We start from the raw sequence: 25,425 nt of genomic DNA, 5'->3' as shown, positions 1-25,425 counted from the left end.
AGCAAAAATTCATCGATAGAAGGGGCAGATCAGCGACGGTTGATCGGTTCGATCACTTGCAACGCCAGGTTGCCCTTGTGGGAACCGAGCTTGACCTTGAACGACGGCACGCCATTGGCGCGCATGATCAGCTCTTCCGGCAACTCCACGGGGATCACGTCCCCCGGTTGCATGTGCAAAATATCGCGCAAACGCAGCTGGCGACGGGCCACAGTGGCGCTCAAAGGCACGTCGACGTCCAGCAGGTCTTCGCGCAGGGCCTTGACCCAGCGTTCGTCCTGGTCGTCGAGGTCGGACTGGAAACCGGCGTCGAGCATTTCGCGCACCGGCTCGATCATCGAGTACGGCATGGTCACGTGCAGGTCGCCGCCACCGCCATCAAGCTCGATGTGGAAGGTGGAGACCACAATGGCTTCGCTGGGGCCGACGATGTTGGCCATGGCCGGGTTCACTTCCGAGTTGATGTACTCGAAATTGACTTCCATGATCGCCTGCCAGGCTTCCTTCAAGTCGATGAAGGCTTGCTCCAGCACCATGCGCACCACACGCAATTCGGTAGGGGTGAATTCACGCCCTTCGATCTTGGCGTGGCGGCCGTCGCCGCCGAAGAAGTTGTCCACCAGCTTGAACACCAGCTTGGCGTCGAGGATGAACAGCGCGGTACCGCGCAACGGTTTGATCTTGACCAGGTTGAGGCTGGTGGGCACATACAGCGAATGCACGTACTCGCCGAACTTCATCACCTGCACGCCGCCTACCGCTACGTCTGCCGAGCGGCGCAGCATGTTGAACATGCTGATACGGGTGTAACGGGCGAAACGCTCATTGATCATCTCCAGGGTCGGCATGCGCCCACGGACGATGCGATCCTGGCTGGTGAGGTCATAACTTTTTACGCTGCCGGGTTCGGCAGCCATTTCGGTCTGTACCAGACCATCGTCGACGCCATGCAACAGCGCGTCGATTTCATCCTGGGACAGCAGGTCTTGCACGGCCATGTCGTGATCCTACTGCAATACGAAGTTAGTGAAGAGCGCCTGCTCGACCACGACTTTGCCGAGCTCTTTCTGGGCCACTTCCTGCACACTGGCAGTGACCTTCTGGCGCAGCATTTCCTGGCCGACCGGGGTGGCCAGGCTGTCGAAGCTCTGCCCGGAGAACAGCATCACCAGGTTGTTGCGGATCACCGGCATATGCACTTTAAGCGCATCCAGGTCCGCCTGGTTACGCGCCAGCAAGGTGATGCTCACCTGCAGGTAGCGTTGGCGACCGTTCTGATTGTAGTTGGCGACAAAGGCCGGCAGCATCGGCTCGAAGATTGCCGGTTGCTTGACGTTAGTGGCGGTTTCGGCGGCGGGAGCCGGTTTGCTCGCGCTGCTGTGCATGATGTACCACGTGCCGCCAATCGAGGCGCCAATGGCCAGGAGCAGGCCCAGCACAATCAGCAGGATCAGCTTGAGCTTGCCTTTGCCTGCGGGTGGGGTTGCTGCTGCGTCGTCACTCTTCGCCATGCCAATAATCCGTCACTATTCGGGGATTCATAGATCTACGGGAAGGCAAGAGCAAGTGTTATGCCAGAGTTGTCTGGCAGTTGGGGAGAGAACTAACACCACAAACCAAATGTGGGAGCTGGCTTGCCTGCGATAGCGGTGGGTCAGTTAATACTTCTGTAACTGATGCACCGCTATCGCAGGCAAGCCAGCTCCCACATTGACCGCGTTTTTTGGCTCAAGTCAGGCGTAGTAATCGACGGCGCTGGAGCCAACTATCGTCTGGCTCACCGGCGCGACCGCCGCTGCCACTTCAGCAGCGTCACCCGCATCGCCGCCATCACCGCGCCCACCACTGCCGCTTATGCCGCGCGCCTGGTTCTGCTGCTGTTGCTCCTGGCCCTGACCCTGCCAGCCACGCGACTGGTCGGAGACGTTGACGTCGACCTGCCCCATGCCTTGCTGGGCAAACATCTCGCGCAAACGGCCGGACTGGCTTTCCAGTGCTTCACGTACCACGGCGTGGCCGCTCATGAAGTTGACCTGGGCTTGCTGGTCGGCGGTCATATTGACCTTGATATCCAGGCGCCCCAGTTCAGCCGGTTGCAACTGAATCTCCGCCGACTTGAGGTTGGCGCTGGACAGGTACATCACGCGGTTGACCACCTCTTCGGTCCAGCCGCTCTGGTGCATGGCCAATGGCGCATTGGCCACGGGCGGCAAGGCGTTCGCGGTTTTCGGCGTGGCAGCCTGGGTCAGCGCGGCCAGGCGGTTGGCGAAATCATCCACCCGCGTGTCGCTGCCGGCGTCTTTCAAATCCTTGAGGCCACCTTCGATCAGCCCACTGAAGGCCTTGTCGCCGCCCTGGTCAGTGCTGTCTTTGGTGGCTTGCTGGTCGACCATGTTGGCAAGACCTGCGGCAAAGTTCTGCGCGGCGGTTGGCTGGTCCTGAGTGGAGGTCGGCGCGGCTTTCTGAGGCGTCTGGCTGCTGGCCGACACATGGCCGCCCTGCTCCATGGCCAAGCGCACGGCCGGCATCGAATCCAGCGGATCGGCTTCGGGGTCGAAGGCCGGTTGCTTGCCGTCATCGGTGCCTGCAAGCGGCGCCGCGACCACCGGCTGGGCCGTGTCGTCATGGGTGGCTACCGGCGCGGGCGTTGGCACCGGAACAGGCACCGGCGTAACAACGGCGACCAATGCCGGGTCGACCACCGGATCAGCCGGGGGCTGCTGCGCCACGGCCGGGTCGGCGGGCTTGTCGTCATCACTGCTGGCGCTGTCGTCAGCCTTGGCCGGCTTGGCAGGCAAGGGATTGCCGCTATCGGCAACCGCTGGCGTGCTGGCGGCAGGCTTATCGTTGTTGGCGACCGGCTTGGTGTTGGTATCCGAAGGCTTGTCACGCGAGACTTTGACCGGAGTGTCATCGGTCTTCAGCGTGGGCTTGGGGCTTTGGTTGGCAAACACTTGAGCGAAACCAGGGCCCTTGTCCCGTGGGTCCGCGGCCGCTACAGGCGGTGTGGCGGCCGGCGCTTGAGGCTTGGCCGCAGCGGCAGCCTGAAGGAGCGAATTGGGGGCGACTGGCATAGTTAAAGGTCTCCACTGCATTGGGGGTCGGGGATGCAGTATCGGGAGATAGAGCAAGAGTCGGGCCAGGTTTGGTTTTTTGACGGTAGATCCATTGTGCTCTGTGGGAGCTGGCTTGCCTGCGATGCAGACACCTCGGTGTATCAGGCAAAACCAGTCGATGCCATCGCAGGCAAGCCAGCTCCCACATTTGGCCGAGACCGGCTTGGCGACTCAATTCAAAGCTGAAAGCGCTGCCTTTCCGACTCATACAGCGGCCGCACCAACGCAAACTCATGATCAATCTGATCAACCAGCGCACCCAAGTCCGCCGACAACTCGACGGACTCCACCTCCAGCCGCTGACACAACTGCGCCAACCGCACCGCCCCAAGGTTGCCACTGCTGCCCTTGAAGCTATGGGCAATCCGGCCCAACGCCTTGGCGTCACCACGCGACTTGCGCAACGCATCGATACGCTTTTGCGAATCGTCCAGAAAGGTATCCAGCAATTTCGGATATTCGCTTTCCATCACTTCCTGCAGGCCCGTCAGCACATCAGGGTCCAGATGAATCTCAAGCACTTGTTCGCTCCTTGATCAAGAATCGGCGGATTATGCCAGAGCCCCCCAGCAAAACTCCACGCACACACTGCGCCCGCCATCGGTCCAGCGTACATCGCTGCTCAGTTGCCGTACCAGGCTCAGCCCCCGGCCAGACAAACGGTCGATATCCAGCGGCCGCGCCAGCACCTGTTCCACGTCAAACCCTGGGCCACTGTCTTCGATGCGCAGCGTCATTTTGCCGCCCGTGGCAGTCGGCACCACCTGCACATGTACCCGCACATAACCGCTGTTCAACTGCGTCAGGCGCTCATTGCGCTGGCGGTAATACTCGGCAAATCCTTGGGCATCGCGCTTGAGTCGCGAATCCAGGCCCAGCACGCCATGCTCCAGCGCATTGGAATACAACTCGGCCATCACGCTGTACAGCGCCCCGCTTTGCCCACGCAGGCCATGAATCTCCAGCAGCAATTGCAACAGGTACGGCAACGGGTTGTAGCTTTTGAGCGTTCGCGCACGAAACTCGAAGCTCACCGACCAATCCAACGGGCACGACTGGCCACTGTCGGCATACAGCGGCTCAGCCGCCCGCGACGGCTGGCCAGGCTGCAAGGTGATCTCCACCATGCTGACATCATCGCGCGCCTCACCCCGGAACGCCGCCAGGGCCTGCTCAATCTCCTCAAACAAGCGGTCAGGCTTGCGATTACTGGCAAATACCTGCTGCAAACGCGCCGCGCCAAATAACTGTTCACTGGCGTTGGCGGTATCCAGCACCCCATCGGACAACAAGAACACCCGGTCGCCCAAGGCCATGGGCCAGACTTCGGTGCTGTCATCAAACGCCTGTGCCGAAAGCACACCCAGCGGCAGGTGCCGGGATAACAAAGGCGTACGCTTGCCGGTGGCGATCTCATGCACATAGCCGTCGGGCATGCCGCCGTTCCATACCTCCACCACGCGCCGCTGGGTACTCAGGCACACCAGCGTGGCGCAGCAGAACATGTCCACCGGCAAGATGCGCTTGAGCTTGGCATTCATCTCACGCAGGGTCTGCGCCAGGCCGTAGCCCTTGGCGGTCATGCCGTAGAAGACTTCCGCCAGCGGCATGGCGCCCACCGCGGCCGGCAGGCCATGGCCGGTGAAGTCACCGAGCAGCACATGCATGTCGCCGGACGGCGTATACGCCGCCAACAACAGGTCGCCGTTGAACAGCGCATAGGGCGATTGCAGGTAACGAATGTTCGGCGCCGCATTGATGCAACCCGAATGCGCTACCTTGTCGAACACCGCCTTGGCCGCGCGTTGCTCATGCAACAGGTAATCGTGGTGCCGGGCGATCTGGTCGCGCTGGCGCAGCACCGTGGCCTGCAGGCGCCGCAGACGGTCCATGGCATTGATCTTGGCGGCCAGGATCAGCGGGTTGTAGGGTTTGGGCAGGAAATCATCGCCACCGGCATCCAGGCATTGGGCCAGGGCTTCGCTTTCGCGCAGCGAGGTGAGGAAGATGATCGGCACCAGCGCCTCACCCGCCAACTGTTTGATCCGCCGCGCCGCTTCAAAACCGTCCATCACCGGCATAAGGGCGTCCATCAACACCAATTGCGGGCGCTCGCGGGTAAACACCTCGACGGCTTGCGCGCCATTGGTGGCGGTGAGCACTTGGTGGCCCTGACGCCGAATGATGGTCGACAGCAACAGCAAATCGGCGGCGCTGTCTTCGGCGATCAGGATCGTCAGTGGTTCAAGGACCGGGGCCAAGGTGCTCAACTGATGTCGAACAGTTTGTCGAAGTTGGAGATGCCGAGGATCTTGCGCACATCGGAGTTGCTGTTGATCACCTGCACTTCAGCGTCATCGCCGCCGGCATGGTCCCGCAGCAGCAGGAGCATGCCGAGCGCCGAGCTGTCCAGATAGGTGGCTTCTTTCAGATCTACCACGTAGATGTCGGGCACCTTGTAGAACCGCTCGTAGGCATCGCGAAAGGTCTGGTGGCTTCCGAAATCGAATCGGCCTCTTACTTTAATCGTCAACTTCGTCCCATCCAGGGATACTTCTGACTCGACTGACATGTGACTGCTTCCTTGTCATTGGCAATGTGCAACAAGGTTTAGCAGCTGAACCGGATCTGGGCAACACCGAGCACTCAATGTGGGAGCTGGCTTGCCTGCGATGCAGGCGACGAGGTGTATCAGTGATACAGCGGTGATGCTATCGCAGGCAAGCCAGCTCCCACAGTAGGCAAGTGGAAACTGTTAGTACTGTGACTGGCGGGGAAGGCGCTGTGACAGCTCATCGAGCAGCTTCTGCTCACGCTTGTCCTCAATCGCCCGCGCTTCGTCGATATAACGCTGCACCAGCTTGCGCAAGCCTTCAACGCGGGCAAACGCCGCCTGCCAACTTTCACGGGCTTTATCAAGATTGTTCTGGTGCCAGGCCAGGCTCTGGCGCTGCTGGCCCACAGCGGTTTCCAACTGGTTGAGAAAGCCCTGGTAGCCCATCAACCACTGGCCGGAGACGCCCTTGCTGCCACGCTCGATCCACTGCTGCTGATATTCGCCGCGAAAGCGCTCCAGGTCGCCCAGCTTGCTTTCCGCCAGGCGCACCTGACCCTGGAAGTAACCCAGGCGTTGCACGGCGGTTTTTTCGGCCTTTTCGGCCATGTCCACCACTGGGGCCAGGCGTGAAGAACGGGTGCTGGCCATGGCTTAACCGCCCGGCGCCGGAGCGAAGATCGAGCCCAGGTGAGCTTCGCTTTCGCCCATGCTGATCTTGTCGTTGAGCCCCTGGCGCAGGTAGCTCACCAGTTGCGGTTGCAGCGCGATGGCCAGGTCGGTTTCGCGATCACCACCGGCCACGTAGGCGCCGACGCTGATCAGGTCGCGGCTCTGCTGGTAGCGCGACCACAGTTGTTTGAAGTGCTGCGCACGCGCCATGTGCTCCGGGGTGACCACCGCCGGCATCACCCGGCTGATCGAGGCTTCGATGTCGATGGCCGGGTAGTGCCCTTCCTCGGCCAGGCGCCGCGACAGCACAATGTGGCCGTCGAGCACGCCCCGCGCCGAGTCGGCAATCGGGTCTTGCTGGTCATCGCCTTCGGACAACACCGTATAGAACGCGGTGATCGAACCACCACCGGCCTCGGCATTACCGGCGCGCTCCACCAGCTTGGGCAGCTTGGCGAACACTGACGGCGGGTAACCTTTGGTGGCGGGCGGCTCGCCGATGGCCAGGGCGATTTCCCGCTGGGCCTGGGCGAAACGTGTGAGCGAGTCCATCAGCAACAGGACATTCTTGCCCTTGTCGCGAAAATATTCGGCGATACGCGTGCAGTACATGGCAGCGCGCAGGCGCATCAGCGGCGCATCATCCGCAGGCGACGCGACTACCACCGAGCGCTTGAGGCCTTCTTCACCGAGGCTGTGCTCGATGAACTCTTTCACTTCACGGCCGCGCTCGCCGATCAGCCCGACCACAATAATGTCGGCCTCGGTAAAGCGCGTCATCATGCCCAGCAACACTGACTTACCCACGCCGGTACCGGCAAACAGGCCCAGACGCTGGCCACGACCGACCGTCAATAAACCGTTGATGCTGCGAATGCCCACGTCCAGCGGCACACTAATGGGGTTGCGGTTGAGCGGGTTGATGGTCGGGCCGTCCATCGGCACCCAGTCTTCGGCCTTCATGCCGCCCTTGCCGTCGAGTGCGCGGCCGGCGCCATCGAGCACGCGGCCGAGCATGCTCATGCCCATGGGCAGGCGGCCGGTGTCGGCCAACGGCACCACGCGGGCGCCAGGGGCGATGCCCGCCAGGCTGCCGACCGGCATGAGGAAAATCTTGCTGCCGGAAAAGCCCATCACCTCGGCTTCGACCTGCACCGGGTGGTAGCTGTCGTCGTTGATCACCAGGCAGCGGCTGCCCATGGCGGCGCGCAGGCCTTCGGCTTCGAGGGTCAGGCCGACCATGCGCAGCAGGCGCCCTTCGAGGATCGGCTGGCCGGGCAACTCCGTGGCCTCGGCGTAGCCACCCAGGCGCTTGGCGAAGCTGGTGCGATCAAGGCGCATCGGTGGCGTCCAGATCAACGCTCAGGTCAGGTTCGGCGGGGTTCAACACCTGCTCATGCACCTGATCCAACAGCTTGGCCATGATCTGGCTGATGCGGGTTTCCACCGTGGCATCGATGCGGCTGTGTTCGGTTTCCACGCGGCAACCACCGGGCAACAACGCCGCGTCCTCGACGATGCGCCAGGTTTCTTCATGGCGCTCGCGCAGGGCTTTGACCTGTTCGAAATCCTGCGGGTTGATGTACAGGCGCACATTGCCCACGCCCAACGGCAGCAGCTTGAGGGCTTCGCGCATGACGCTTTCGATATGGCTGGAATCGAGCACCAGCTCGCGCTGGATGACCTGCCGGGCAATGTGCTCGACCAGGCCGACCATGGCTTTTTCGATCTGCGTATCCTGCTCGGCAATCGGGTCGAACAGCGTACCCATCAGCCGCTCAAGGCTGGCGAGTTTGACGCCGAGCGCCTCTTCGGCTTCCTGGCGTACTTTGAGGGTAGTGCTGCGAAAGCCGTCTTTTTCGCCGGCCGCAAAGCCTTCGTTGTAGGCTTCCTGGCGGATGGCTTCCAACTCTTCAAGGGTCAGTGGCTGGACTTCATCCAGTGGCACTTCTTCCATCTCTACCGGCGTTTCAACCAACGGCTCGGGCTCAGGTTCCGGCACATGTGGATCGAAGCTGGGCAGCGACCAGATGTCGAACCCGCCGACATCCCGCGCGCGAATCAGATCGCTGGGCGTCTCATCTTTGTTCGACATGGGACGCGCCTTAGATCATTTCTTCGCCGCCCTTCCCACCGAGAACGATTTCTCCGGCTTCGGCCATACGGCGGGCAATGGTGAGGATTTCTTTCTGCGCGGTTTCGACGTCGCTGACGCGCACCGGGCCTTTGGCTTCGAGGTCGTCGCGCAACAGCTCGGACGCACGCTTGGACATGTTCTTGAAAATCTTCTCTTTGACGTTTTCGTCCGAGCCTTTGAGGGCCAGCACCAGCACGTCGGAGGAGACTTCGCGCAGCAACGCCTGGATGCCACGGTCATCGACATCGGAGAGGTTGTTGAACACGAACATGAGGTCTTCGATCTGGCCGGACAGGGTGTCGTCGATCTCGCGGATCGAGTCCATCAACTGGCCTTCGACCGAGCTGTCGAGGAAGTTCATGATGTCGGCCGCACGCTTGATGCCGCCCAAGGTGGTGCGCGAAGCGTTCGAGTTGCCAGAGAACTGCTTCTCCAGAATCGTGTTGAGTTCTTTCAGGGCCGCCGGCTGCACGGTGTTCAGCGACGACACGCGCAGGATGATATCCAGGCGTACTTTATGGTCGAAGTGGCCGAGCACTTCACCGGCCTGGTCCGGGTCGAGGTAAGCGACGACGATGGCCTGGATCTGCGGGTGCTCGTAGCGGATCACGTCGGCCACCGCGCGCGGCTCCATCCACTTGAGGCTGTCCAGGCCACTGGTGTTGCCACCCAGCAGGATGCGGTCGATCAGGCCGTTGGCCTTGTCTTCGCCGAGTGCCGAGGTGAGCATCTTGCGGATATAGCTGTCGGAGCCGACGCCCAGGCTGGTCTGGTCGCCGACGATCTCGACGAACTCACTCATCACCTGCTCGACTTGCTCGCGGTGCACATTGCGCATCTGCGCCATGGCCACGCCCACGCGCTGGACCTCTTTAGGCCCCATGTGGCGCAGCACTTGGGCAGCGTCGGTTTCACCCAGGGACAGCAACAGGACTGCGGCTTTGTCGACCTTGGTGAGCTTGGCAACAGCGGCTCGATTATCACTCATCTGCGTTGATCCACTCTTTCACGACCTGGGCCACACGGCCCGGGTCTTCTGCTACCAGACTCTTGATTGCGTTCAGCTGAGCGTCATAGCCTTCGCTCGGGCTTGGCAACAGGATGCTTTGCGGGCCGCCGAGGCTGACGCGGTCGTTGGCCAGTTCGCCGTCCAGGCCGCCCATGCCACCCAACTCGACGTCGCCACCGGCCAAGGCCAGCTGTTTCTTGCCGTTGCCGGTGATGTTGTTGAGCACCGGACGCAGCACGCCGAACACCAGCACCAGAATGAACAACACACCCAGCACTTGTTTAACGATGTCCCAGAACCACGGCTGCGTGTAGAACGCAGGGTCGGCGATCACTTCGGCGCGCTCGGCGGAGAACGGCATGTTGATCACGCTGACGCTGTCACCCCGGCTGGCGTCGAAGCCGACGGCGTCCTGCACCAGGCGCGTGAAACGGGCCAATTCATCAGTGCTCCACGGCGCACGGGTGACGGCACCGTCAGCCGGGTTGACCTTGACCTGATCATCGACCACCACCGACACCGACAGGCGATTGATCTTGCCCTGCTGCTGTTTGGTGTGGCTGATGGAACGGTCGAGTTCGAAGTTCTTGGTCGACTGGTTACGCTTGTCCGCCGGGTACGGTGCGAGCATTGGCTGGCCGGTGGCCGGGTCCATGATCTGCTGGCCGTTGGCGTCCAACAATGGCTGCCCAGGCTGGATCGCGCCAGCCGTAGCGGCCGCGCCACCGGTGGTTTGTGGTGCAGTCGCCGGAGCCGGTGGCTGGTTGCTGAGGGCACCCGGCACACCTTGCGGGCCATTGCTGGCGGTGCGTTGTTCGCTGGTGGACTGCTCGCTGCGCAGCGCCGGTTGGTCGGGGTTGAACTGTTCGGAGGTCGACTCGACCGCGCTGAAATCTACGTCGGCGGACACTTCAGCCTTGTAGCGATCGTTGCCCAACACCGGTTGCAGGATGTTGTGCACGCGTTGGGTCAGCATGCTTTCCATGCGACGGCTGTAGTCGAACTGCTTGCCGGCCTGGGTCAGCGCGGAGTTCTCGGCCTGGTCAGACAGCAGGTTGCCCTTCTGGTCGACCACGGTGATTTGCGACTTGCTCAATTCGGGAACGCTGGTGGCCACCAGGTTGATGATCGCCAGTACCTGGCCAGGCTCCAGGGAGCGGCCGGAAAACAGTTCAACCAACACCGAAGCACTGGGCTTGCGTTCGTCACGCACGAACACCGAGCTTTTCGGGATCGCCAGGTGCACGCGGGCGCCCTTGACGTTGTTCAGGCTGCTGATGGTGCGCGCCAGCTCGCCTTCCAGGCCACGCCGATAACGGGTGGCTTCCATGAACTGGCTGGTGCCCAGGCCCTGGTCCTTGTCGAGGATTTCAAAACCGATATTGCTGTCAGACGGCGTTACGCCGGCTGCAGCCAGCTTCATGCGCGCACGGGCCACGTCATCAGCCTTGACCAGCAAGGCGCCGGAGTTGGGCTCCACGGTGTAGGCGATGTCGGCGGCGGCCAGGGTTTCCATGATCTGCTTGGAATCCATGCCGGCCAGGCTGCCGTACAGCGGGCGGTAATCAGGTTGTTGCGACCACAACACCACGGCAAAACCAATCGCCACACTGGCGGCCAGGCCGACCATCAGGCCCACCTGACGCAGCATGGTCATTTCCGAGAGGTTTTCCAGGAACGACAGGCCAAACAGCGGCGGCTTGCCGTCTGCCTTGGCGGGTACGTTGTCGGAGACTGCTTCTGCCATGACTTAAATCTCGTCCTTAAACCGGCATCTGCATGATGTCTTGATAAGCCTGAACCAGCTTGTTACGCACTTGGGTCAAGGCTTGAAAGGAAACGCTGGCCTTTTGCGAGGCGACCATCACATCGGTGAGGTCCACGCCGCTCTTGCCGATCTCGAAGGCGGTGGACAACTGACTGGAGGCTTGCTGGGTGTCGCTGACTTTGTTGATTGCCTGACCGAGCATGTCGGCAAAACTGCTTTGGCCCAATTCCGGCGCTGGCGCGACGGATTTCGGTTGAGCCATGGCATCCATTTGCATGGAGCGCATATCCAACATCAACCGATTGAACTCAATACCCTGGCTCATGACCTTCTCTCTCCGACGACCCGCAATTTTTTGACACTACGCAGCGGTTACTACGGGTGGTAGCAACAAGGGTGCCAGCTCCGTGGCAATTCGTAAGAAAAGGCGACAAACCCTGTCAGCCCAAGAATTTTTCAGGTGGCGAAAAGGTAGGCTTCCACGTCCATCCCGGCGTCGCGCATCTGCGCCAGCTTGTAGCGCAGGGTGCGCGGGCTGATGCCCAGGCGCTCAGCGGCCTCTTTGCGGCGGCCGCGCTCGGCACGCAAGGTGTCGATGATCATCTGGAATTCGCGGCGGCGCAGGTCGTCGCCCAGGGCACCGCCGGACTCGGTTTCGGCAGCCGCCACAGGTGCGGGCGCCAGGCTCGGCAACGGCGCGCTGCCATTGCCCATGGCCAGGCAGAAGTCTTGCGGCTGGATCAAGCCGCCCTGCTGCAAAATCAGCGCGCGCTGGATGGCGTTGTCCAATTCGCGCACGTTGCCGGGCCATGGGTAGCTGATCAGGCAAGCCTGGGCCTCAGCCGACAACCGCGCCTGGGCGTGCTTCATTTTTTTGACGTGGTTGTTCAGCAGGCGCTCGGCCAGCGGGATGATATCCGCCGGGCGCTCGCGCAACGGGCGCCAGGCCAGCGGGAATACGGATAGCCGGTAGAACAGGTCTTCACGAAAGCGCCCCGCCGCCACTTCGCCCGCGAGGTCGCGGTTGGTGGTGGCAACCACGCGGATATCCAGCTGGATCGGCTTGCGTGCGCCCACACGCTCAACCTCACGCTCCTGCAATACCCGCAGCAGCTTGGCTTGCAGGCCCAGGGGCATTTCCGAGATTTCGTCGAGCAGGATGGTGCCGCCGTCGGCCTGTTCGAACTTGCCGGCCTGGGCCGCGATGGCGCCGGTGAACGAGCCTTTTTCATGGCCGAACAAGGTGGCTTCAAGCATGTTGTCGGGGATGGCCGCACAGTTGATCGCGATAAAGGGTTGTTTGGCGCGGCTCGATTGCTGGTGGATATACCGCGCCAGCACTTCTTTACCGGTGCCGGACTCGCCGGAGATCAGCACGGTGGAATCGCTACGCGCCACACGCGCTGCCAGTTCCAGCAACTGTGCGCTGGCCGGCTCAAAGGCAATAGGGCCTTCGCCTTCAGCATTCGAAACAACGCCGAGTGCATGCCGGGCAACCAGCTCGATCAGGGCTTTGGGTTCAAAGGGTTTGACCAGGTAATCCGCCGCGCCCTGGCGCATGGCGTCCACCGCCCGCTCCACGGCGCCATGGGCGGTCATCAGCAACACCGGCAGTTGTGGCTGGCGCGCGCGCAGCAGGCCGAGCAACTGGTGGCCGTCCATGCCGGGCATGTTGACGTCACTGACCACCAGGCTGAAAGACTCCTGCTCGACCGCCTCCAAGGCTTCCTCGGCAGAACCGACCGCCCGGTAGTCATGGCCCGCCAACAGCAGCGTGTCAGCCAATGCTTCACGCAGGGCGCGATCGTCTTCGACCAATAAAACCTTGATAGCCATAGTCCTTTTACTCCGCGCTTACCGTGCTGGAAAACAGCGGCAAGGTCATCAATGCACAGGTGCCACGCCCCAACCGGGAGTGCAGCTGCAATTCTCCCTGATGCGCGCGTGCCACGGCCTTGACCACGGTCAGGCCGAGGCCGGTGCCGTTGGTCTTGGTGGTAAAAAACGGTTCGCCCAGGCGTTGCAGCACACGCGGCTCAATGCCGCTGCCGCTGTCGCTGATACACAGGCGCAGGGTTTGCTCGCGGGTGTACAGGTGCACCTTGAGCCGCGCCCCGGGCAGGCTTGCCTGGGTGGCGTTTTCGATCAGGTTGAGCAAAGCGCCGACCAGGGTGTCGCGGTTGCACAGCAACTCGCCCTGGTGGCTGTCGCACTGCCAACGCACCTGGGCGTCCTGGATATGGGTGGCCGCCGCCGCTTGCAGCGACTGCATCAACATAGCGGGCGTAACGCGGTCGGTCAGCGGCAATTCGCCGCGGGCAAACACCAGCATGTCGCGTACCTGGTGCTCCAACTCGTGCAGACGCTCTTTGAGGCGGCCAGCAAAACGTTGGTGGGTGGCGGCCGGCAATTGCTCATCAGTCAAATGACTGGCGTAGATCAGCGCCGCCGACAACGGCGTGCGGATCTGATGCGCCAAAGACGCGACCATCCGCCCCAACGATGACAAGCGCTCATGGCGCGCCAGCTGGTCTTGCAGGTGACGGGTTTCCGTCAGGTCGTTAAGCAGCACCAGTTGGCCGGGCTCGGCGTCCAGGGAACGGGTGGCGATGGACAAACGCCGGCCGTCCTTGAGGGAGATTTCGTGGCCGTCGTCTTCACGTGGGGCGAAGCAACGGGCGATGACTTCGCGCCACAACTCGCCTTCCAGCGGCAGGCCGAGCATGTCGACGGCAGCCGGGTTGGCTTCACGCACGCGGCCCTGATCATCAATGACGATCACGCCACCGGGCAGCAGCGACAGCAGGTTTTGCAGACGGTTGGCCAGGCGCTCTTTCTCGGCCAGCTCTTGCATGCGCTGGGCACTGACCACCGCCAGCTCGCCTTTAAGCTCGGAAACCCGCGCCTCCAGCAAGCTGTAAGAGTCAGTCAGTTGGCTCGACATCTGGCTGAACTGCGAGAACGCCTGCTCAAGACCCTGCCGGGTAAGCGGCTCTGCAGACGGAACGAGCCCCGGGATAGCAGGGGCTGTAGAAAGTTGGGCGGCGTGGGGCATCATGCTCTCTCGCTTGGCTGACCGTCAGTTAAACGGAACGTTGCGAGGGCTATAGCAATACCCGTGCCGAAAAAAAACTACTGATATTTCAGTAGCTTAAAAAACAGGCGTCAATCATCCGCCTGTTCATCACCTTCCCGGCGGCTCATACCGTACTTGCGCATCTTCTCAACCAAGGTGGTTCGACGGATACGCAAGCGCTCGGCGGCACGGGCGACAATGCCGTTGGCATCGTCCAGCGCCTGCTGGATCAGGCCTTGTTCGAGGCTACCGAGGTAGTCCTTCAAGTCCAGGCCTTCGGGCGGCAGCATGGCGGTGGAGCCGAAGTCCGGCGTGTGGCCGTTGATGGCTACGCGTTCTTCCAGGTCGGTGCGCAGGCTGTCGACCAGTTGTTCGTCTTCGTCGTCGACGTAGCGAAATTTCTTCGGCAACTCGACCACGCCGATCACACCGTAGGGGTGCATGATCGCCATGCGCTCCACCAGGTTGGCCAACTCACGCACGTTGCCCGGCCAGCCGTGGCGGCACAGGGACATGATCGCCGCGGAGTTGAAGCGAATCGAACCGCGCTTTTCGTGCTCCATGCGCGAGATCAACTCGTTCATCAGCAACGGGATGTCTTCCACGCGTTCGCGCAGCGGGGCCATCTCGATGGGGAATACGTTGAGGCGGTAGTACAGGTCTTCGCGGAAGCTGCCGACCTCGATCATGCTTTCGAGGTTCTTGTGGGTGGCCGCGATGATGCGCACGTCGACGCTTTGGGTCTTGTTGCTACCCACGCGCTCGAAGGTGCGCTCCTGCAACACGCGCAACAGCTTGACCTGCATCGGCAGCGGCATGTCGCCGATTTCGTCGAGGAACAAGGTGCCGCCGTTGGCCAGCTCAAAACGCCCGGCACGGCTGGTGATCGCCCCGGTAAAGGCGCCCTTCTCGTGGCCGAACAGTTCGCTTTCGAGCAGCTCTGCCGGGATCGCCCCGCAGTTGACCGGCACGAAAGGCCCGTCGCGGCGCTTGGAGTGGTAGTGCAGGTTGCGGGCGACCACTTCCTTGCCGGTGCCGGATTCGCCAAGGATCAGCACGCTGGCGTCGGTGTCGGCGACTTGCTGCATCATCTGGCGCACGTGCTGGATCGCACGGCTGGTGCCGACGAGGCTGCGGAACAGGTTGGGTTCACGGTGACGGCCGCGCTCGCGGGCCTGGTCGTACATCTCGCGATAGACCTGGGCACGGTGCAGCGAATCGAGCAATTTGCTGTAGCTGGGCGGCATTTCCAGGGTTGAAAGCACGCGGCGGCGCTGGTCTTCCGGCAGGTCCACGGAAGAAATATCGCCCATCAGCAACACCGGAAGGAACTCATCCCAGGTCGACAGTGTCTTTAACAGGCCCAAAATGGCGCCAGGAGCATTTACCGTCCCGATCAGCACACAGATAACTTCACGGCTCGACGACAAAGAGCTGACCGCCTGCTGCCAGTCATGGCTGCCGCAGGGTAAATTTTCTTCACCGAGAAAATTTAAAATCACCGCTAAATCGCGGCGGCGGACGCTATCGTCATCAATCAGCAGAATTTTGGTTTCACGCCACATGCAATAGCAACTTCCCTAGTAAAACTTCCTGCCCCAGAGTGAGGGCAATCGAGACGCCTGTAGGACTTCATACCTTACTGACGCCTGAAATCTGAAAACAGCACTAGTTAAGTCAAAAATACGAGCACAGTCAAATATATGACGCGCTGTTCGGATTAACTGAGCCAGTTCAGCCGAACAGATGGTAAACCTTTGACGCACTTTGCGCGCGGTTGATCTGCGACATCTCTTCGAAAATCGCCTGGCGCTCGCCGGTCGTGACCTCCAGCAACTGCTGATACACCGCCAGCAAACTCTCCAGCTTCTCCCGCAGCGCATCCTCGTCCACCGGCGCGTTATTGAGCGCCTCGTCGATGACCGCGCGGCACCCCATGTCCAGTTCGCCGATGGCGTCCCAGTTACGTTGCGCCAATGCGTCGACCAAGGCTTCGCGGGTCTCGTCAATCCGTTGCAGGGCGTGGCTCATGACATCATCCTCAGGCCAAAGGCCTACAGTGTTGCAATACCGTCCCAGCCTTCCTTGAGCGTAATCATCAAGCCGGCCACTTCGTCAATCATGCTGACATCGCTCTTGCTGTTGGCTTCAAGCAAACGCGTGGTCATGTAGGCATACAGGTTATCGAGTTGCTGCAACGCGGCCGGATCATCGGTTTTTTCCGGGTTCAGGCCATCACGCAGGCCGATCAGGATGTCGATCGCCTTGCCCAGCAGCAAACCCTTCTGCGCGATATCACCACGAGCCATGGCGCCCTTGGCCTGAGCCATGCGGTCCAGCGCGCCTTCCATCAGCATCTGCACCAGACGGTGTGGGCTGGCTTCGGAGACCTGGGCATGGGAATTGACCTTCTGGTATTGGCGAAGGGCTCTCATGGGATTCATGTTTCTACCTCGTGACAGGCAACAGCTAAATTAGGATGGGCTCTGACTAATATGTCGACGGGATGACAAAAAACTTTAATCCGGCGATCTGCTCAAGGCCGTGCCCGGTGCAGGAGCACCGGGCGGCGCCAGCCGGAATCAACTGTCCGAATTCGACTTGTTCAGCGCGTTGAGCGTGGTCATGACACTGGAGCGCTGGCTGGTGAGCTGGGCGACCAGGTTGTTCATGGTGGTGTACTTGGCGGTCAGGCTGGTCTTGAGGGCAGCCATACGCGCGGTCAGGGTGTCCTGCTGGTTTTGCAGGTCCTTGAGGTTGTTCGACAGCGTGGTCGAACGGGTAGCCAGTACACCGGTGTTGCTCAGGGCAAAGCTGTCGGTCGCGGTTTTCATGCGGGCGAGCAGGCCTTTGTCACCGTTGAAGATACCGCCGATATCGGTGGGGTTGGTGGCGACGGCCGCGCTGAAGATTTTGTCGTCAATGCTCAGCTTGCCGGTGGTCTGATCGGTGTTTACACCAAACTGAGCCAGGGACTTCAACGTACCCGAGCCGCCCAACGCGTTCAGCTCGCTACGCAGCGCCTGCTGCAGGGAGCGCATGGTGGCATCGCCGGTCAGCGCAGAAGGCGTGGTCGAGCCGTCGGCATTGGTGGTGACTTTGGTTTCGGTGCCGATCGCGGTCATCAAGGCGTTATAAGTGTCGACGAAGCCTTTAACCGAACTTTTGAGGGTGTCGTTGCTGCGGGTGACCGTGATGGTCGAGGCGATACGCTTGGACGGGTCGGTGACACCAGTTGGCAACGGCGACACAGCCGTCAGCTTGATGCTCACACCACTGATTGCTTCAGTCAGGGTATTGCTCTTGGACTCTTGTGAAGTACCGTCAATGGTGTACTTCGCGTTTTGCGGTGGGTCACCCACCACCGCGGCCCCAGCTTGCAGGCCAGAGTTACCGCCCAAGGTAATGTCGGTACCAGCGCCGGTATTGGTCGAGGTCACGACCAGACGTGAACCGGTGGAGTCAGTCAGGATGTTGGCACTCAGGCCCGCGCTGCTGTACTGCGCGTTGATCGAGTCACGCACCTGCTGCAAGGTTGCGCCCGGTGGAACACTCACCCCGTAACTCTGACCAGACTGGGAAATTTCCAGGGTCGTAGCGGCAGTGCCGGCATTGACGACAGTCTTGGCCCCGCCTGGGTAATTTTGGGTAGCGATCTTCGAGGCAGTCGCCAACTGGTTGACCACCAGCTGATAACTGCCGGCCGAAGCACCAGCGCCCAAAGTGACCGTGGACACGTTGGCATCCGAGGTGGTCGCCGTCAGGCCACCAATACTGGCGTCCTTGGCCATGTTATCCATGGCGCCACGAAACGCATCCAATGCCGCTTGAATCTTGCCGATCGAGGACAGTTGGGCGGTCTGCGTCTGCGTCTGTTTGTTGATCTGCGACTGCTTGGGCGCTTGTTCAGCGTTCACCAAGGCCGTAACGATCGACTCGGTATTAATCCCCGTAACCGGGCCGCTTACCGTGATATCACCCATGACACTTCTCCTGATCGGGGCTGGCGCTTTATTGACGGACGACGCCTCAAGCAGCTACAGCAACAAAATTCATGCCAGCTCAGACTTTCGCGTCAAACAACACGTTGCTGGCGTCGTGAAGGCTTTGTGCGAGTTTCAATGCAGTTTCCGACGGGATCTGACGAATGACTTCGCCACTGTCGGTTGCAATCACCTTGACCACCACCTGATGGGTGGAGTCATCGATGGAAAATTCCAGGTTGCGCTGGGCAGCCTGAACGAAGTTGCGAATATCCGTAACGGCCTGTTCGAGGTCGGACGGTTTCGAGTCTTGCTGGGGTTGAACCGTGGCCAGCGCGGGGTCTACCTTGGTTTTCTGCAGGCCGTTGTTCACGGGGGCAGGCGCGCTCTGCGGCGCCACTGCCGGATAAGACAGGTTCAGCTTCACACTCATGTCCATGTCCAATCTCCTCATCACGCAAAAGACGAAAGGGCACGTAAACGCGCCCTTCCGTCATTCATCTGCCGATGGCTATTACTGAAGCAGCTTCAGTACAGCGGATGGCAGTTGGTTGGCCTGGGACAGGATCGCAGTGGAAGCCTGTTGCAGGGTTTGTTGCTTGGTCAGCTGAGCAGTTTCAGCAGCGTAGTCAACGTCCTGGATCTGACCGCGAGCGGCGCTGGAGTTGTCGGCAATGCTCTGCAGGTTGGCAACGGTGTTGTCGAAACGGTTCTGAACAGCACCCAGGCCGGCACGCTGGGAGTCGATGTCGGAGATCGCTTGAGTGATCACGTCGATCGAGTTCTGTGCGTTGGCAGCAGTGGTGATGTCAGTGTTGTTAACGGTGGTTTTGGTGGAGTTGGCAGCAGTACCAGCGGCTGCGAACAGACCGGTCACACCTGCACCGCTCAGCGAGTAGCTGCTGGAGGAGTTCAGGGAAACAGCACCAGTAGCGATGATCGCGGTGTTAGCCAGAGCAACGGCAGTACCGGCGGTACCAGTACCGTCCAGGGTAGCAACCTTGACACCTGCGATAGCACCGGCGTCACCAGCGTTGAAGGTCAGGTTCTCACCGGTGTCGGACTTGACCGACAAGGCTTGGGTGGTCGAATCGTAGTTGACGCTGATGCCCAGCTTGGCAGCGTTGGACTTCAGTTGGTCAGCCAGGTCGGAAGTGCTGGTCACACCAGTGAACTGCACTGCAGTACCGCTGCCCACTTGCAGGGTGAAGTTGGCGCTGGCCGGAGTAGCAGCAGCAATGGCAGTGGCGTCAACGGTGAACTGTGCAGTGGTGCTGGCAGTAGCAGCCAGGCCGCCTACAGCGCCGTTCATCTGAGCAGCGATCTGCTTGGCGGAAGCGCCGGCAGCGATGGTCAGGGCCTTGGACTGGCCACCACCGGTAACGGTGATTGCGCCGCCGGCAACGCCTGTTGCACTTGGAGCAACGCCTTGGCTTTTCAGCTGCTGCGAACCAATGTTGTTGGCTGCAACGTTACCGATGCTCATGTCGATGGTCTGGTTGGCGTTGGCGCCGACCTGGAACGACGTAGTACCGAAAGAACCGTCCAGCAGGTTCTTGCCACCGAAGGTGGTGGTGGTAGCGATACGGGTCAATTCAGCAGTCAGGGCTGCGTATTGAGCCTGGTTCGACTTACGGTCTTCAGCGCTTGGCGAGCCGTTAGCGGATTGCAGTGCCAGGGTACGCATGCTTTGCAGGATGTTGGTGGACTGCTGCATTGCGCCTTCAGCGGTCTGAGCAATCGAGCTGCCGTCGTTGGCGTTTTTGATTGCAACGCCCAGGCCGTTGATCTGGCTGGTCAGACGGTTGGAGATTTGCAGGCCGGCCGCATCGTCTTTGGCGCTGTTGATACGCAGGCCGGAGGACAGACGCTGCATGGAGGTTTGCAGGGCGCCGGAAGCCTTGTTCAGGTTGTTCTGAACGGTCAACGAAGCAAGGTTGGTGTTTACTGTTAAAGCCATGACGAAATCCTCGTGGGTGGTGTACTGCGGCTTCCGGCCCTGGCAACCGCCGGGTGTGGCCTAGAGAACCTTCGTAATAGTTATCGTCGTGAAAGCAGGTTGCTTGAGGACTTTTTTGATTTTTTTTACTAGCACGGGGCCACCCTTTGTAATTCAAGGGCTTAAAGCGGCTGAAAAGTCCTGAATTCATGGGCCGCTGACATCTTGGGGCTGCTGCGCAGCCCAACGCGGGGCAAGCCCGCTCGCCACAATAAAAAACGCCCAGGCTTTTTGAGCCTGGGCGTTTTTGTGCGCAGCCTATTAGAGCGTTACGGGCGATAGAGAATCGCCGAGCCCCACGACAGGCCCACGCCGAAACCGCTGATGGCAACGCGCTTCCAGTCGGCGTCCATCATGTGCTTTTCCAGCAGCAACGGAATGCTCGACGACACGGTGTTGCCGGTCTCGACCATGTCCTTGATGAACTTCTCTACCGGGGCCTCTTCGAAACGCCGGGCAACCGCGTCGACAATCGCCGCACTGCCCTGGTGGATGCAGAATGCGTCGATTTCGTCAGCTTTGAGGTCCGACTCATTGAGCAGCTCGTGCAAATGTGCCGGCACCTTGAGCAAGGCAAAGTTGAACACCTGGCGGCCGTTCATGAAAAACACGCCATCACTTACCTTCAAATGCGGCGCGCCGGAACCGTCGGTGCCGAACTTGGACTTGCCCAGCAACCACGGCGCGTCTTCACCCATCCAGGTGGCGGTGGCGGCATCGCCGAACAGCATGGTGGTGTTGCGATCTTCCGGGTCGACGATCTTCGAATACGGGTCGGCGGTGATCAACAGGCCATTTTTCAGGCCGGTGGCTTCCATGAAGCCCTTCATCGCATAGATGCCGTAGACGTAGCCCGAGCAGCCCAGGGAAATATCAAACGCAGCCACGTGGGTGGGCAGGCCCAGCTTGTCCTGGACGATGGCGGCGGTGTGGGGCAAACCCTCTTCGTCGCCGTTTTGCGTCACAACGATTAGCGCGTCGATGGATTCGCGCTTCAAATCCGGGTTGGCCGCAAACAAGGCGTTGACTGCCTCGACACACAGATCAGAGGTTTCCTGCGCAGCATCCTTGCGCGGCAGGAACGCCGAACCGATCTTGCCGATGATGAAATCTTCATCCTTGGCGAATTTGGCGCCCTGGGCGTAGTTATCAACCCCGTCTGCCGGCACGTAACTGGCGATGCTTTTTATGCCAATCATTGTGGCTTCCCAATACTAAATAGCTGGATAACACCCCTCGGGCTTGGCCGGGAGCGCTGACAATAAAGGGGATAACCCCATGAAAATATCGCTGAAAGCCGCCGCGTAAAGACTCGCAAGCGACTTATCCTTTTCACACGATACAGTGAAGATGCCCTTTATGACTCACAGGTCACTCAATTTTGTGCGCTTTATGCAAAACCCGGCAACATTCACGGCACCAGAAACGACAACGGCCCACCCTGTTGCCAGGGTGGGCCGTGTGTAGGACTGCCGATTACATGCGGCTGAACAGGCTCAACTGGGAGATTTTCACAAAGGCCAGTTGCGAGGCTTGCAGCATGGTTTGCTGCAAGGTCAGGTCAATGGCGGCCTGCCCCATATCGACGTTGGCCAATGAGGACATGGTCGATGTGTTGGCCAGGCCCAGGCTGGTGTTTTCCTGGCCTTGGATATCCAGGGCATTCTGGCGCGCACCGATGGAGCCGCGCACCTGGTTGATCTGTGCGTCGGCATTCGACAGGTTGCCGATGGTGGTGTTAAGCACATCCTTGAGCTTGTTCATAGCCACCGGGTCGCCATCGGCCGGGGTCTCCAGCGCCTTGCGCAGCTGGCCCAAGGTATCCAGGGCGTTCATGTTCTTGTTGCTGGTGGCACTGAGCGAAAACTGATCACCGGCCCCCGGCGTACCGCTTACATCGAAAGTTACCCCGGCGGCGGTGATCGATGTCGCGCCGGTGGCCATGGTACCTGTGGCAATCGATTTGCTGTCGGCCGTATAGGGCTGGGCATAAACCTCGTAGGCATTGCCGCTGGTGAACTTGATCACCGCCCCCGAGTTGGGAAAGGTACTGGCGTAGGCCGCCTGATCCGTGACGCGGCCACCGGTCAGCTGCGCCGTGGACGGATTGCTCGCCGTACGCGAACTGCTGAAGGTGTCCGGCTTGCTTTCCAGCGTAAACGCCTTGCCCGCCACCAACGCATCAGACGGCGCACCCGTGGCAACATCCGGCCCCAGGTTCAGGCTGATATCGAACTTCACGCCGCGCAGGTTAACGCTGGAAGCGCCTTCCTTGGTGGCATCAAAGGTGCCGTTACCGGTGATCTCCGAGGTAACGTCATTGCCGTCCTTGTCGGTCACGCTGTACTGGGTGCTGCTGGCGAAGGTCAGCTTATACGGCTGGCCGTCGGCAAAACTCTTGGTGTACGCGGTGCCGGACGTGACCAGGCCTGCCGAGATCGCGACTTTGCCGTCATTCACAGCCGGTGGCAAAATCGAGGTCTGCGTGCGACCGGTATTGGAGGAGCTCTCCAGCAGGGTCTTGCCGGTATCACCCATGGCGACCGTCAGGTTGCTCGAGACCTGCAGGCTCAGCGGTGTTTCGTCGCCCTGATAAGTGTAGGTACCATCGTTATTGCGACTGTAGGGCGGCGTATCGGTCTTGGCCCCAGAGAACATGTAGTTGCCACTGGAATCCTTGGAGTTGAGCAGGCCCAACACATGGTCCTCAAGCGCACCGACCTGGGCGGCAATCGCCTTGCGATCATCATTGCTGAGCTTAAGGTTACCGGCCTGCAACGCCAGACCGCTGGCGGTTTGCATAGCCAGGCTGATGCTGGCAAGCACGCTTTCTTCATTATTCAGCGAGTTCTGCAAAGTCGTAATGTTGCCGTTGTACTGCCCCAGCATGTCTTTCTGCTGCTGCAACATCAGCAATTGGGCGGCAGCCACCGGGTCATCGGACGCGGTTTGCACACGCACACCGGAACTCGCCTGGTCCTGGGCCTTCACCACACCCGAATAGTTGTCCTGATACTTGCTGGAGCTGGTGTCGAAATACTGCTGTGTAGAGATACGCATCGTTCCAGACTCCTTTAAAGGGCGTTGATCAGTGTGCTGAAGGTTTCCTGCGCAGCCTTGATGATCTGCGACGACGCGGTGTAGTACTGCTGGAACTTGATCATGTCGCCCGCTTCCTCATCCAGGTTGACCTGGGACACCGAGTTGCTGGCCGCCTTGTTCGCCGCCAGCAAGGCGCCGGTGGCGGTGCTGTCGGTGTTGGCCTGGGCGGCCTTGGAGCCAACCTGGGACACCAGCCGGCTGTTGGCACTGACCAGGCTGACACCCGCATTCCCGTCCACCGCACCCACCGTGGCCTTGGTCTGCAACCCCAGCAGTTCCTGGGCGTTACGGCCATCGGAGGTGGCGCCGCTGTTGAACGAAAAGGTGGTGCTGTCGCCGTTGGCCGGCGAACCGGACACGGTGGTGTCAAAGCTGAAGCTTTTGCCGGGGATCAACGCACCGCCGGCATCACGCATCGGCACGTTCACACTGATCTTGTTGCCCTGGCCCGGAATGATGGTGCCGGTGCCGATCGGGTTGCCCTGGGCATCACTGATCGCATAGGACTGGGTGCCGTCCGCCGCCGGCTTGCCGAACACCATTTTCACCGGCATCGAGTTTTCGATCCCGGTGCGCAATTGCGCAGTCGCGGCGCCGCCGTCGATATCGATCGGCACGGTCAAGGTCGGCTGGGTGAACGTACCGGTGCCGGTATTGGTCTTGCTGGCATTGCCGGCCAAGGGCGCGGCGAAGGCGAGTTTGTTCGGGTCTTTGAGGTCGACACTGATGCCGCTGGCGCCATTGGCCGTCGGGCTGACCTTGAAGCTGTCGCCGGCCGCCACCGGTCCCTTGCCGTTCAAGGCCAGGGTGAAGCCGTCAATCACCGGCGGTGGCGTGGTGGTGGTGTCGAACGAGCCCATGGCTTTGCCGTCGGAGCGCACCACGTTGTATTGATTGCCGCTGGTGAAGGTCACCTTGTAGTCGAAGGTCGACAGCTTGCTGCTGTCGGCAATCGTCACGTTCAGGTTGCCCGAGCCTGCACTGTTACCGGCGGCCGCCTGGCTACGCTGGGAAATCGCCGCAGCGCTGTTGATGTCGCCAAACAGCGAGGAGCCGAAATCGCTGTTCAGGTCCAGGCCCTGGCCCAACTGGCTGTTAACGCTGTCGGCCGTGGCAATGGCGATGCGTCCCAGGTCGTTGATGGCGGGCATCAGCGCATCACTGCGATAACGCAACAGGCCGCCAATGCTGCCGCCACTGACCACATTGCCGATGTCCATCGGCGTGTCGCCCATGTTCAGCTGAATGGTGTACTGGCTGTTGTCGTTCTTGCTCGGCACCGCCGAAATGGTATTGGCAACGCTGCCTTCTACCAGCGATTGGCCGGTGCCGGTGGTGATGCTGAACTGGCCGTTCTTTTCGGTGGCCGTCACGCCGATCAGCTCATTGAGCGAACGCACCGCCTCATTGCGCGCATCCAGCAGGTTGGCCGGCGCACTGGTCGAAGAACCCTGGGCCGTGGCAATTTGGCTGTTGAGCGAGGCAATCGACGAAGTCAGTTTGTTGACCTGGTCACTCATGGTCTGCAACTGACCGTTGATGCTTTCTTTCTGCTGGGTCAACTGCGTGGAAATCGCGTTGAAGCGGTTGCTCAACGTTTGGGCGTTGGTGATCAGCAACTGCCGCGCGGACACGTCGCTGGGCGTGGCCGCGGCGTTCTGCAAAGAGGCAAAAAACGCGCTGAGCACGGCCGACATACCCGTGGACTTGTCCGACAGGGTCTTGTCGATGGCGGCGGCCTGGCCCGCGTAGGCGTTGGCATCGCTGTTAAGAGCGGTGCTGCTCTGGTAGGCAGCGCCCAAGAAGTCGTTATAAATGCGGCGCACATCCGCAAGCGTTGTACCACTGCCGATAAACACGCCGCCATACTGGTTGCTGGCGCTGGCGTTCTGGGTGGTCTGCTGGCGCGAGTATCCCGGGGTATTGACGTTGGCAATGTTGTTACTCAAGACCGACAACGAGCCTTGAGCGGCATTGAGTCCTGACATCCCGATACTGAGCAAACTCAT

At 60.7% G+C, this 25,425-nt stretch carries 23 protein-coding genes; all 23 read right to left on the bottom strand.

Annotated elements, in window-relative coordinates; genetic code table 11:
* Positions 1 to 29: 29 nt before the first annotated feature.
* On the bottom strand, positions 30 to 998 hold the full coding sequence (gene fliM / locus AB4P96_RS10730; RefSeq protein ID WP_010166091.1) for a flagellar motor switch protein FliM: 969 nt from the start codon (positions 996 to 998) through the stop codon (positions 30 to 32).
* Between the two features lie 9 nt (positions 999 to 1,007).
* Positions 1,008 to 1,511 (bottom strand): flagellar basal body-associated protein FliL, encoded by a 504-nt coding sequence (fliL, locus tag AB4P96_RS10725; RefSeq protein ID WP_017134945.1) that lies wholly within the window; start codon positions 1,509 to 1,511, stop codon positions 1,008 to 1,010.
* A 222-nt stretch (positions 1,512 to 1,733) separates the two neighbouring features.
* Positions 1,734 to 3,074, bottom strand: a complete 1,341-nt coding sequence (locus tag AB4P96_RS10720; RefSeq protein ID WP_395600751.1) for a flagellar hook-length control protein FliK — start codon at positions 3,072 to 3,074, stop codon at positions 1,734 to 1,736.
* 218 nt (positions 3,075 to 3,292) lie between these two features.
* Positions 3,293 to 3,637, bottom strand: coding sequence for an Hpt domain-containing protein (locus AB4P96_RS10715; RefSeq protein ID WP_099548879.1), 345 nt, complete (start codon positions 3,635 to 3,637; stop codon positions 3,293 to 3,295).
* A gap of 30 nt (positions 3,638 to 3,667) precedes the next feature.
* Positions 3,668 to 5,386 carry a fused response regulator/phosphatase gene (locus AB4P96_RS10710; RefSeq protein ID WP_177034564.1) on the bottom strand — a complete coding sequence of 573 codons (1,719 nt, stop codon included), beginning with the start codon at positions 5,384 to 5,386 and terminating at the stop codon, positions 3,668 to 3,670.
* Positions 5,383 to 5,688, bottom strand: coding sequence for an STAS domain-containing protein (locus AB4P96_RS10705; protein WP_099548877.1), 306 nt, complete (start codon positions 5,686 to 5,688; stop codon positions 5,383 to 5,385). Before AB4P96_RS10705 ends, AB4P96_RS10710 begins: the two co-directional genes overlap by 4 nt.
* 183 nt (positions 5,689 to 5,871) lie before the next feature.
* A complete protein-coding gene (gene fliJ, locus AB4P96_RS10700; protein WP_016972024.1) occupies positions 5,872 to 6,321 on the bottom strand; it encodes a flagellar export protein FliJ in 450 nt (149 codons plus the stop codon).
* Between the two features lie 3 nt (positions 6,322 to 6,324).
* A complete protein-coding gene (gene fliI, locus AB4P96_RS10695) occupies positions 6,325 to 7,683 on the bottom strand; it encodes a flagellar protein export ATPase FliI (RefSeq protein WP_017134940.1) in 1,359 nt (452 codons plus the stop codon).
* Positions 7,673 to 8,437 carry a flagellar assembly protein FliH gene (gene fliH, locus AB4P96_RS10690; protein WP_395600750.1) on the bottom strand — a complete coding sequence of 255 codons (765 nt, stop codon included), beginning with the start codon at positions 8,435 to 8,437 and terminating at the stop codon, positions 7,673 to 7,675. Before fliH ends, fliI begins: the two co-directional genes overlap by 11 nt.
* Positions 8,438 to 8,447: 10 nt before the next feature.
* The gene (fliG, locus tag AB4P96_RS10685; RefSeq protein WP_010208743.1) at positions 8,448 to 9,467 is read right to left on the bottom strand and encodes a flagellar motor switch protein FliG; all 1,020 of its coding nucleotides are present in this window, start codon (positions 9,465 to 9,467) and stop codon (positions 8,448 to 8,450) included.
* A complete protein-coding gene (gene fliF / locus AB4P96_RS10680; protein ID WP_017134938.1) occupies positions 9,460 to 11,235 on the bottom strand; it encodes a flagellar basal-body MS-ring/collar protein FliF in 1,776 nt (591 codons plus the stop codon). Before fliF ends, fliG begins: the two co-directional genes overlap by 8 nt.
* 16 nt (positions 11,236 to 11,251) lie before the next feature.
* Positions 11,252 to 11,581 (bottom strand): flagellar hook-basal body complex protein FliE, encoded by a 330-nt coding sequence (gene fliE / locus AB4P96_RS10675; RefSeq protein ID WP_065884546.1) that lies wholly within the window; start codon positions 11,579 to 11,581, stop codon positions 11,252 to 11,254.
* 131 nt (positions 11,582 to 11,712) lie between these two features.
* Positions 11,713 to 13,092: a sigma-54 dependent transcriptional regulator gene (locus AB4P96_RS10670; protein WP_099548873.1), complete on the bottom strand. Its 1,380-nt coding sequence runs from the start codon at positions 13,090 to 13,092 to the stop codon at positions 11,713 to 11,715.
* Between the two features lie 7 nt (positions 13,093 to 13,099).
* A complete protein-coding gene (locus AB4P96_RS10665) occupies positions 13,100 to 14,311 on the bottom strand; it encodes a PAS domain-containing sensor histidine kinase (protein WP_176991503.1) in 1,212 nt (403 codons plus the stop codon).
* 110 nt (positions 14,312 to 14,421) lie between these two features.
* Positions 14,422 to 15,897 (bottom strand): sigma-54 dependent transcriptional regulator, encoded by a 1,476-nt coding sequence (locus AB4P96_RS10660; protein WP_017134934.1) that lies wholly within the window; start codon positions 15,895 to 15,897, stop codon positions 14,422 to 14,424.
* 169 nt (positions 15,898 to 16,066) lie between these two features.
* Positions 16,067 to 16,363 (bottom strand): flagellar protein FliT, encoded by a 297-nt coding sequence (gene fliT, locus AB4P96_RS10655; protein WP_017134933.1) that lies wholly within the window; start codon positions 16,361 to 16,363, stop codon positions 16,067 to 16,069.
* A gap of 23 nt (positions 16,364 to 16,386) precedes the next feature.
* Positions 16,387 to 16,776 (bottom strand): flagellar export chaperone FliS, encoded by a 390-nt coding sequence (fliS, locus tag AB4P96_RS10650; RefSeq protein WP_017134932.1) that lies wholly within the window; start codon positions 16,774 to 16,776, stop codon positions 16,387 to 16,389.
* A gap of 138 nt (positions 16,777 to 16,914) precedes the next feature.
* Positions 16,915 to 18,315, bottom strand: coding sequence for a flagellar filament capping protein FliD (gene fliD / locus AB4P96_RS10645; protein ID WP_017134931.1), 1,401 nt, complete (start codon positions 18,313 to 18,315; stop codon positions 16,915 to 16,917).
* A 79-nt stretch (positions 18,316 to 18,394) separates the two neighbouring features.
* Positions 18,395 to 18,754, bottom strand: coding sequence for a flagellar protein FlaG (locus AB4P96_RS10640; protein WP_017134930.1), 360 nt, complete (start codon positions 18,752 to 18,754; stop codon positions 18,395 to 18,397).
* Positions 18,755 to 18,829: 75 nt separating this feature from the next.
* A complete protein-coding gene (locus tag AB4P96_RS10635) occupies positions 18,830 to 20,275 on the bottom strand; it encodes a flagellin (protein WP_017134929.1) in 1,446 nt (481 codons plus the stop codon).
* A 308-nt stretch (positions 20,276 to 20,583) separates the two neighbouring features.
* Positions 20,584 to 21,513: a ketoacyl-ACP synthase III gene (locus AB4P96_RS10630; RefSeq protein WP_017134928.1), complete on the bottom strand. Its 930-nt coding sequence runs from the start codon at positions 21,511 to 21,513 to the stop codon at positions 20,584 to 20,586.
* 277 nt (positions 21,514 to 21,790) lie between these two features.
* Positions 21,791 to 23,374 carry a flagellar hook-associated protein 3 gene (locus AB4P96_RS10625; RefSeq protein WP_017134927.1) on the bottom strand — a complete coding sequence of 528 codons (1,584 nt, stop codon included), beginning with the start codon at positions 23,372 to 23,374 and terminating at the stop codon, positions 21,791 to 21,793.
* 14 nt (positions 23,375 to 23,388) lie between these two features.
* Positions 23,389 to 25,425, bottom strand: coding sequence for a flagellar hook-associated protein FlgK (flgK, locus tag AB4P96_RS10620; protein WP_017134926.1), 2,037 nt, complete (start codon positions 25,423 to 25,425; stop codon positions 23,389 to 23,391).

The organism is Pseudomonas sp. B19125 (assembly GCF_044218855.1).
GTDB lineage: Bacteria > Pseudomonadota > Gammaproteobacteria > Pseudomonadales > Pseudomonadaceae > Aquipseudomonas > Aquipseudomonas edaphica.
This window is presented reverse-complemented; position numbering and strand designations above follow the sequence as displayed.

Bases quoted from the DNA above. Each gene is read 5' to 3' on its own strand.
- fliM (WP_010166091.1), bottom strand. From the start codon at position 998: ATGGCCGTGCAAGACCTGCTGTCCCAGGATGAAATCGACGCGCTGTTG.
- fliL (WP_017134945.1), bottom strand. From the start codon at position 1,511: ATGGCGAAGAGTGACGACGCAGCAGCAACCCCACCCGCAGGCAAAGGC.
- AB4P96_RS10720 (WP_395600751.1), bottom strand. From the start codon at position 3,074: ATGCCAGTCGCCCCCAATTCGCTCCTTCAGGCTGCCGCTGCGGCCAAG.
- AB4P96_RS10705 (WP_099548877.1), bottom strand. From the start codon at position 5,688: ATGTCAGTCGAGTCAGAAGTATCCCTGGATGGGACGAAGTTGACGATT.
- fliJ (WP_016972024.1), bottom strand. From the start codon at position 6,321: ATGGCCAGCACCCGTTCTTCACGCCTGGCCCCAGTGGTGGACATGGCC.
- fliI (WP_017134940.1), bottom strand. From the start codon at position 7,683: ATGCGCCTTGATCGCACCAGCTTCGCCAAGCGCCTGGGTGGCTACGCC.
- fliH (WP_395600750.1), bottom strand. From the start codon at position 8,437: ATGTCGAACAAAGATGAGACGCCCAGCGATCTGATTCGCGCGCGGGAT.
- fliG (WP_010208743.1), bottom strand. From the start codon at position 9,467: ATGAGTGATAATCGAGCCGCTGTTGCCAAGCTCACCAAGGTCGACAAA.
- fliF (WP_017134938.1), bottom strand. From the start codon at position 11,235: ATGGCAGAAGCAGTCTCCGACAACGTACCCGCCAAGGCAGACGGCAAG.
- fliE (WP_065884546.1), bottom strand. From the start codon at position 11,581: ATGAGCCAGGGTATTGAGTTCAATCGGTTGATGTTGGATATGCGCTCC.
- AB4P96_RS10670 (WP_099548873.1), bottom strand. From the start codon at position 13,092: ATGGCTATCAAGGTTTTATTGGTCGAAGACGATCGCGCCCTGCGTGAA.
- AB4P96_RS10665 (WP_176991503.1), bottom strand. From the start codon at position 14,311: ATGCCCCACGCCGCCCAACTTTCTACAGCCCCTGCTATCCCGGGGCTC.
- AB4P96_RS10660 (WP_017134934.1), bottom strand. From the start codon at position 15,897: ATGTGGCGTGAAACCAAAATTCTGCTGATTGATGACGATAGCGTCCGC.
- fliT (WP_017134933.1), bottom strand. From the start codon at position 16,363: ATGAGCCACGCCCTGCAACGGATTGACGAGACCCGCGAAGCCTTGGTC.
- fliS (WP_017134932.1), bottom strand. From the start codon at position 16,776: ATGAATCCCATGAGAGCCCTTCGCCAATACCAGAAGGTCAATTCCCAT.
- fliD (WP_017134931.1), bottom strand. From the start codon at position 18,315: ATGGGTGATATCACGGTAAGCGGCCCGGTTACGGGGATTAATACCGAG.
- AB4P96_RS10640 (WP_017134930.1), bottom strand. From the start codon at position 18,754: ATGGACATGAGTGTGAAGCTGAACCTGTCTTATCCGGCAGTGGCGCCG.
- AB4P96_RS10635 (WP_017134929.1), bottom strand. From the start codon at position 20,275: ATGGCTTTAACAGTAAACACCAACCTTGCTTCGTTGACCGTTCAGAAC.
- AB4P96_RS10630 (WP_017134928.1), bottom strand. From the start codon at position 21,513: ATGATTGGCATAAAAAGCATCGCCAGTTACGTGCCGGCAGACGGGGTT.
- AB4P96_RS10625 (WP_017134927.1), bottom strand. From the start codon at position 23,374: ATGCGTATCTCTACACAGCAGTATTTCGACACCAGCTCCAGCAAGTAT.
- flgK (WP_017134926.1), bottom strand. From the start codon at position 25,425: ATGAGTTTGCTCAGTATCGGGATGTCAGGACTCAATGCCGCTCAAGGC.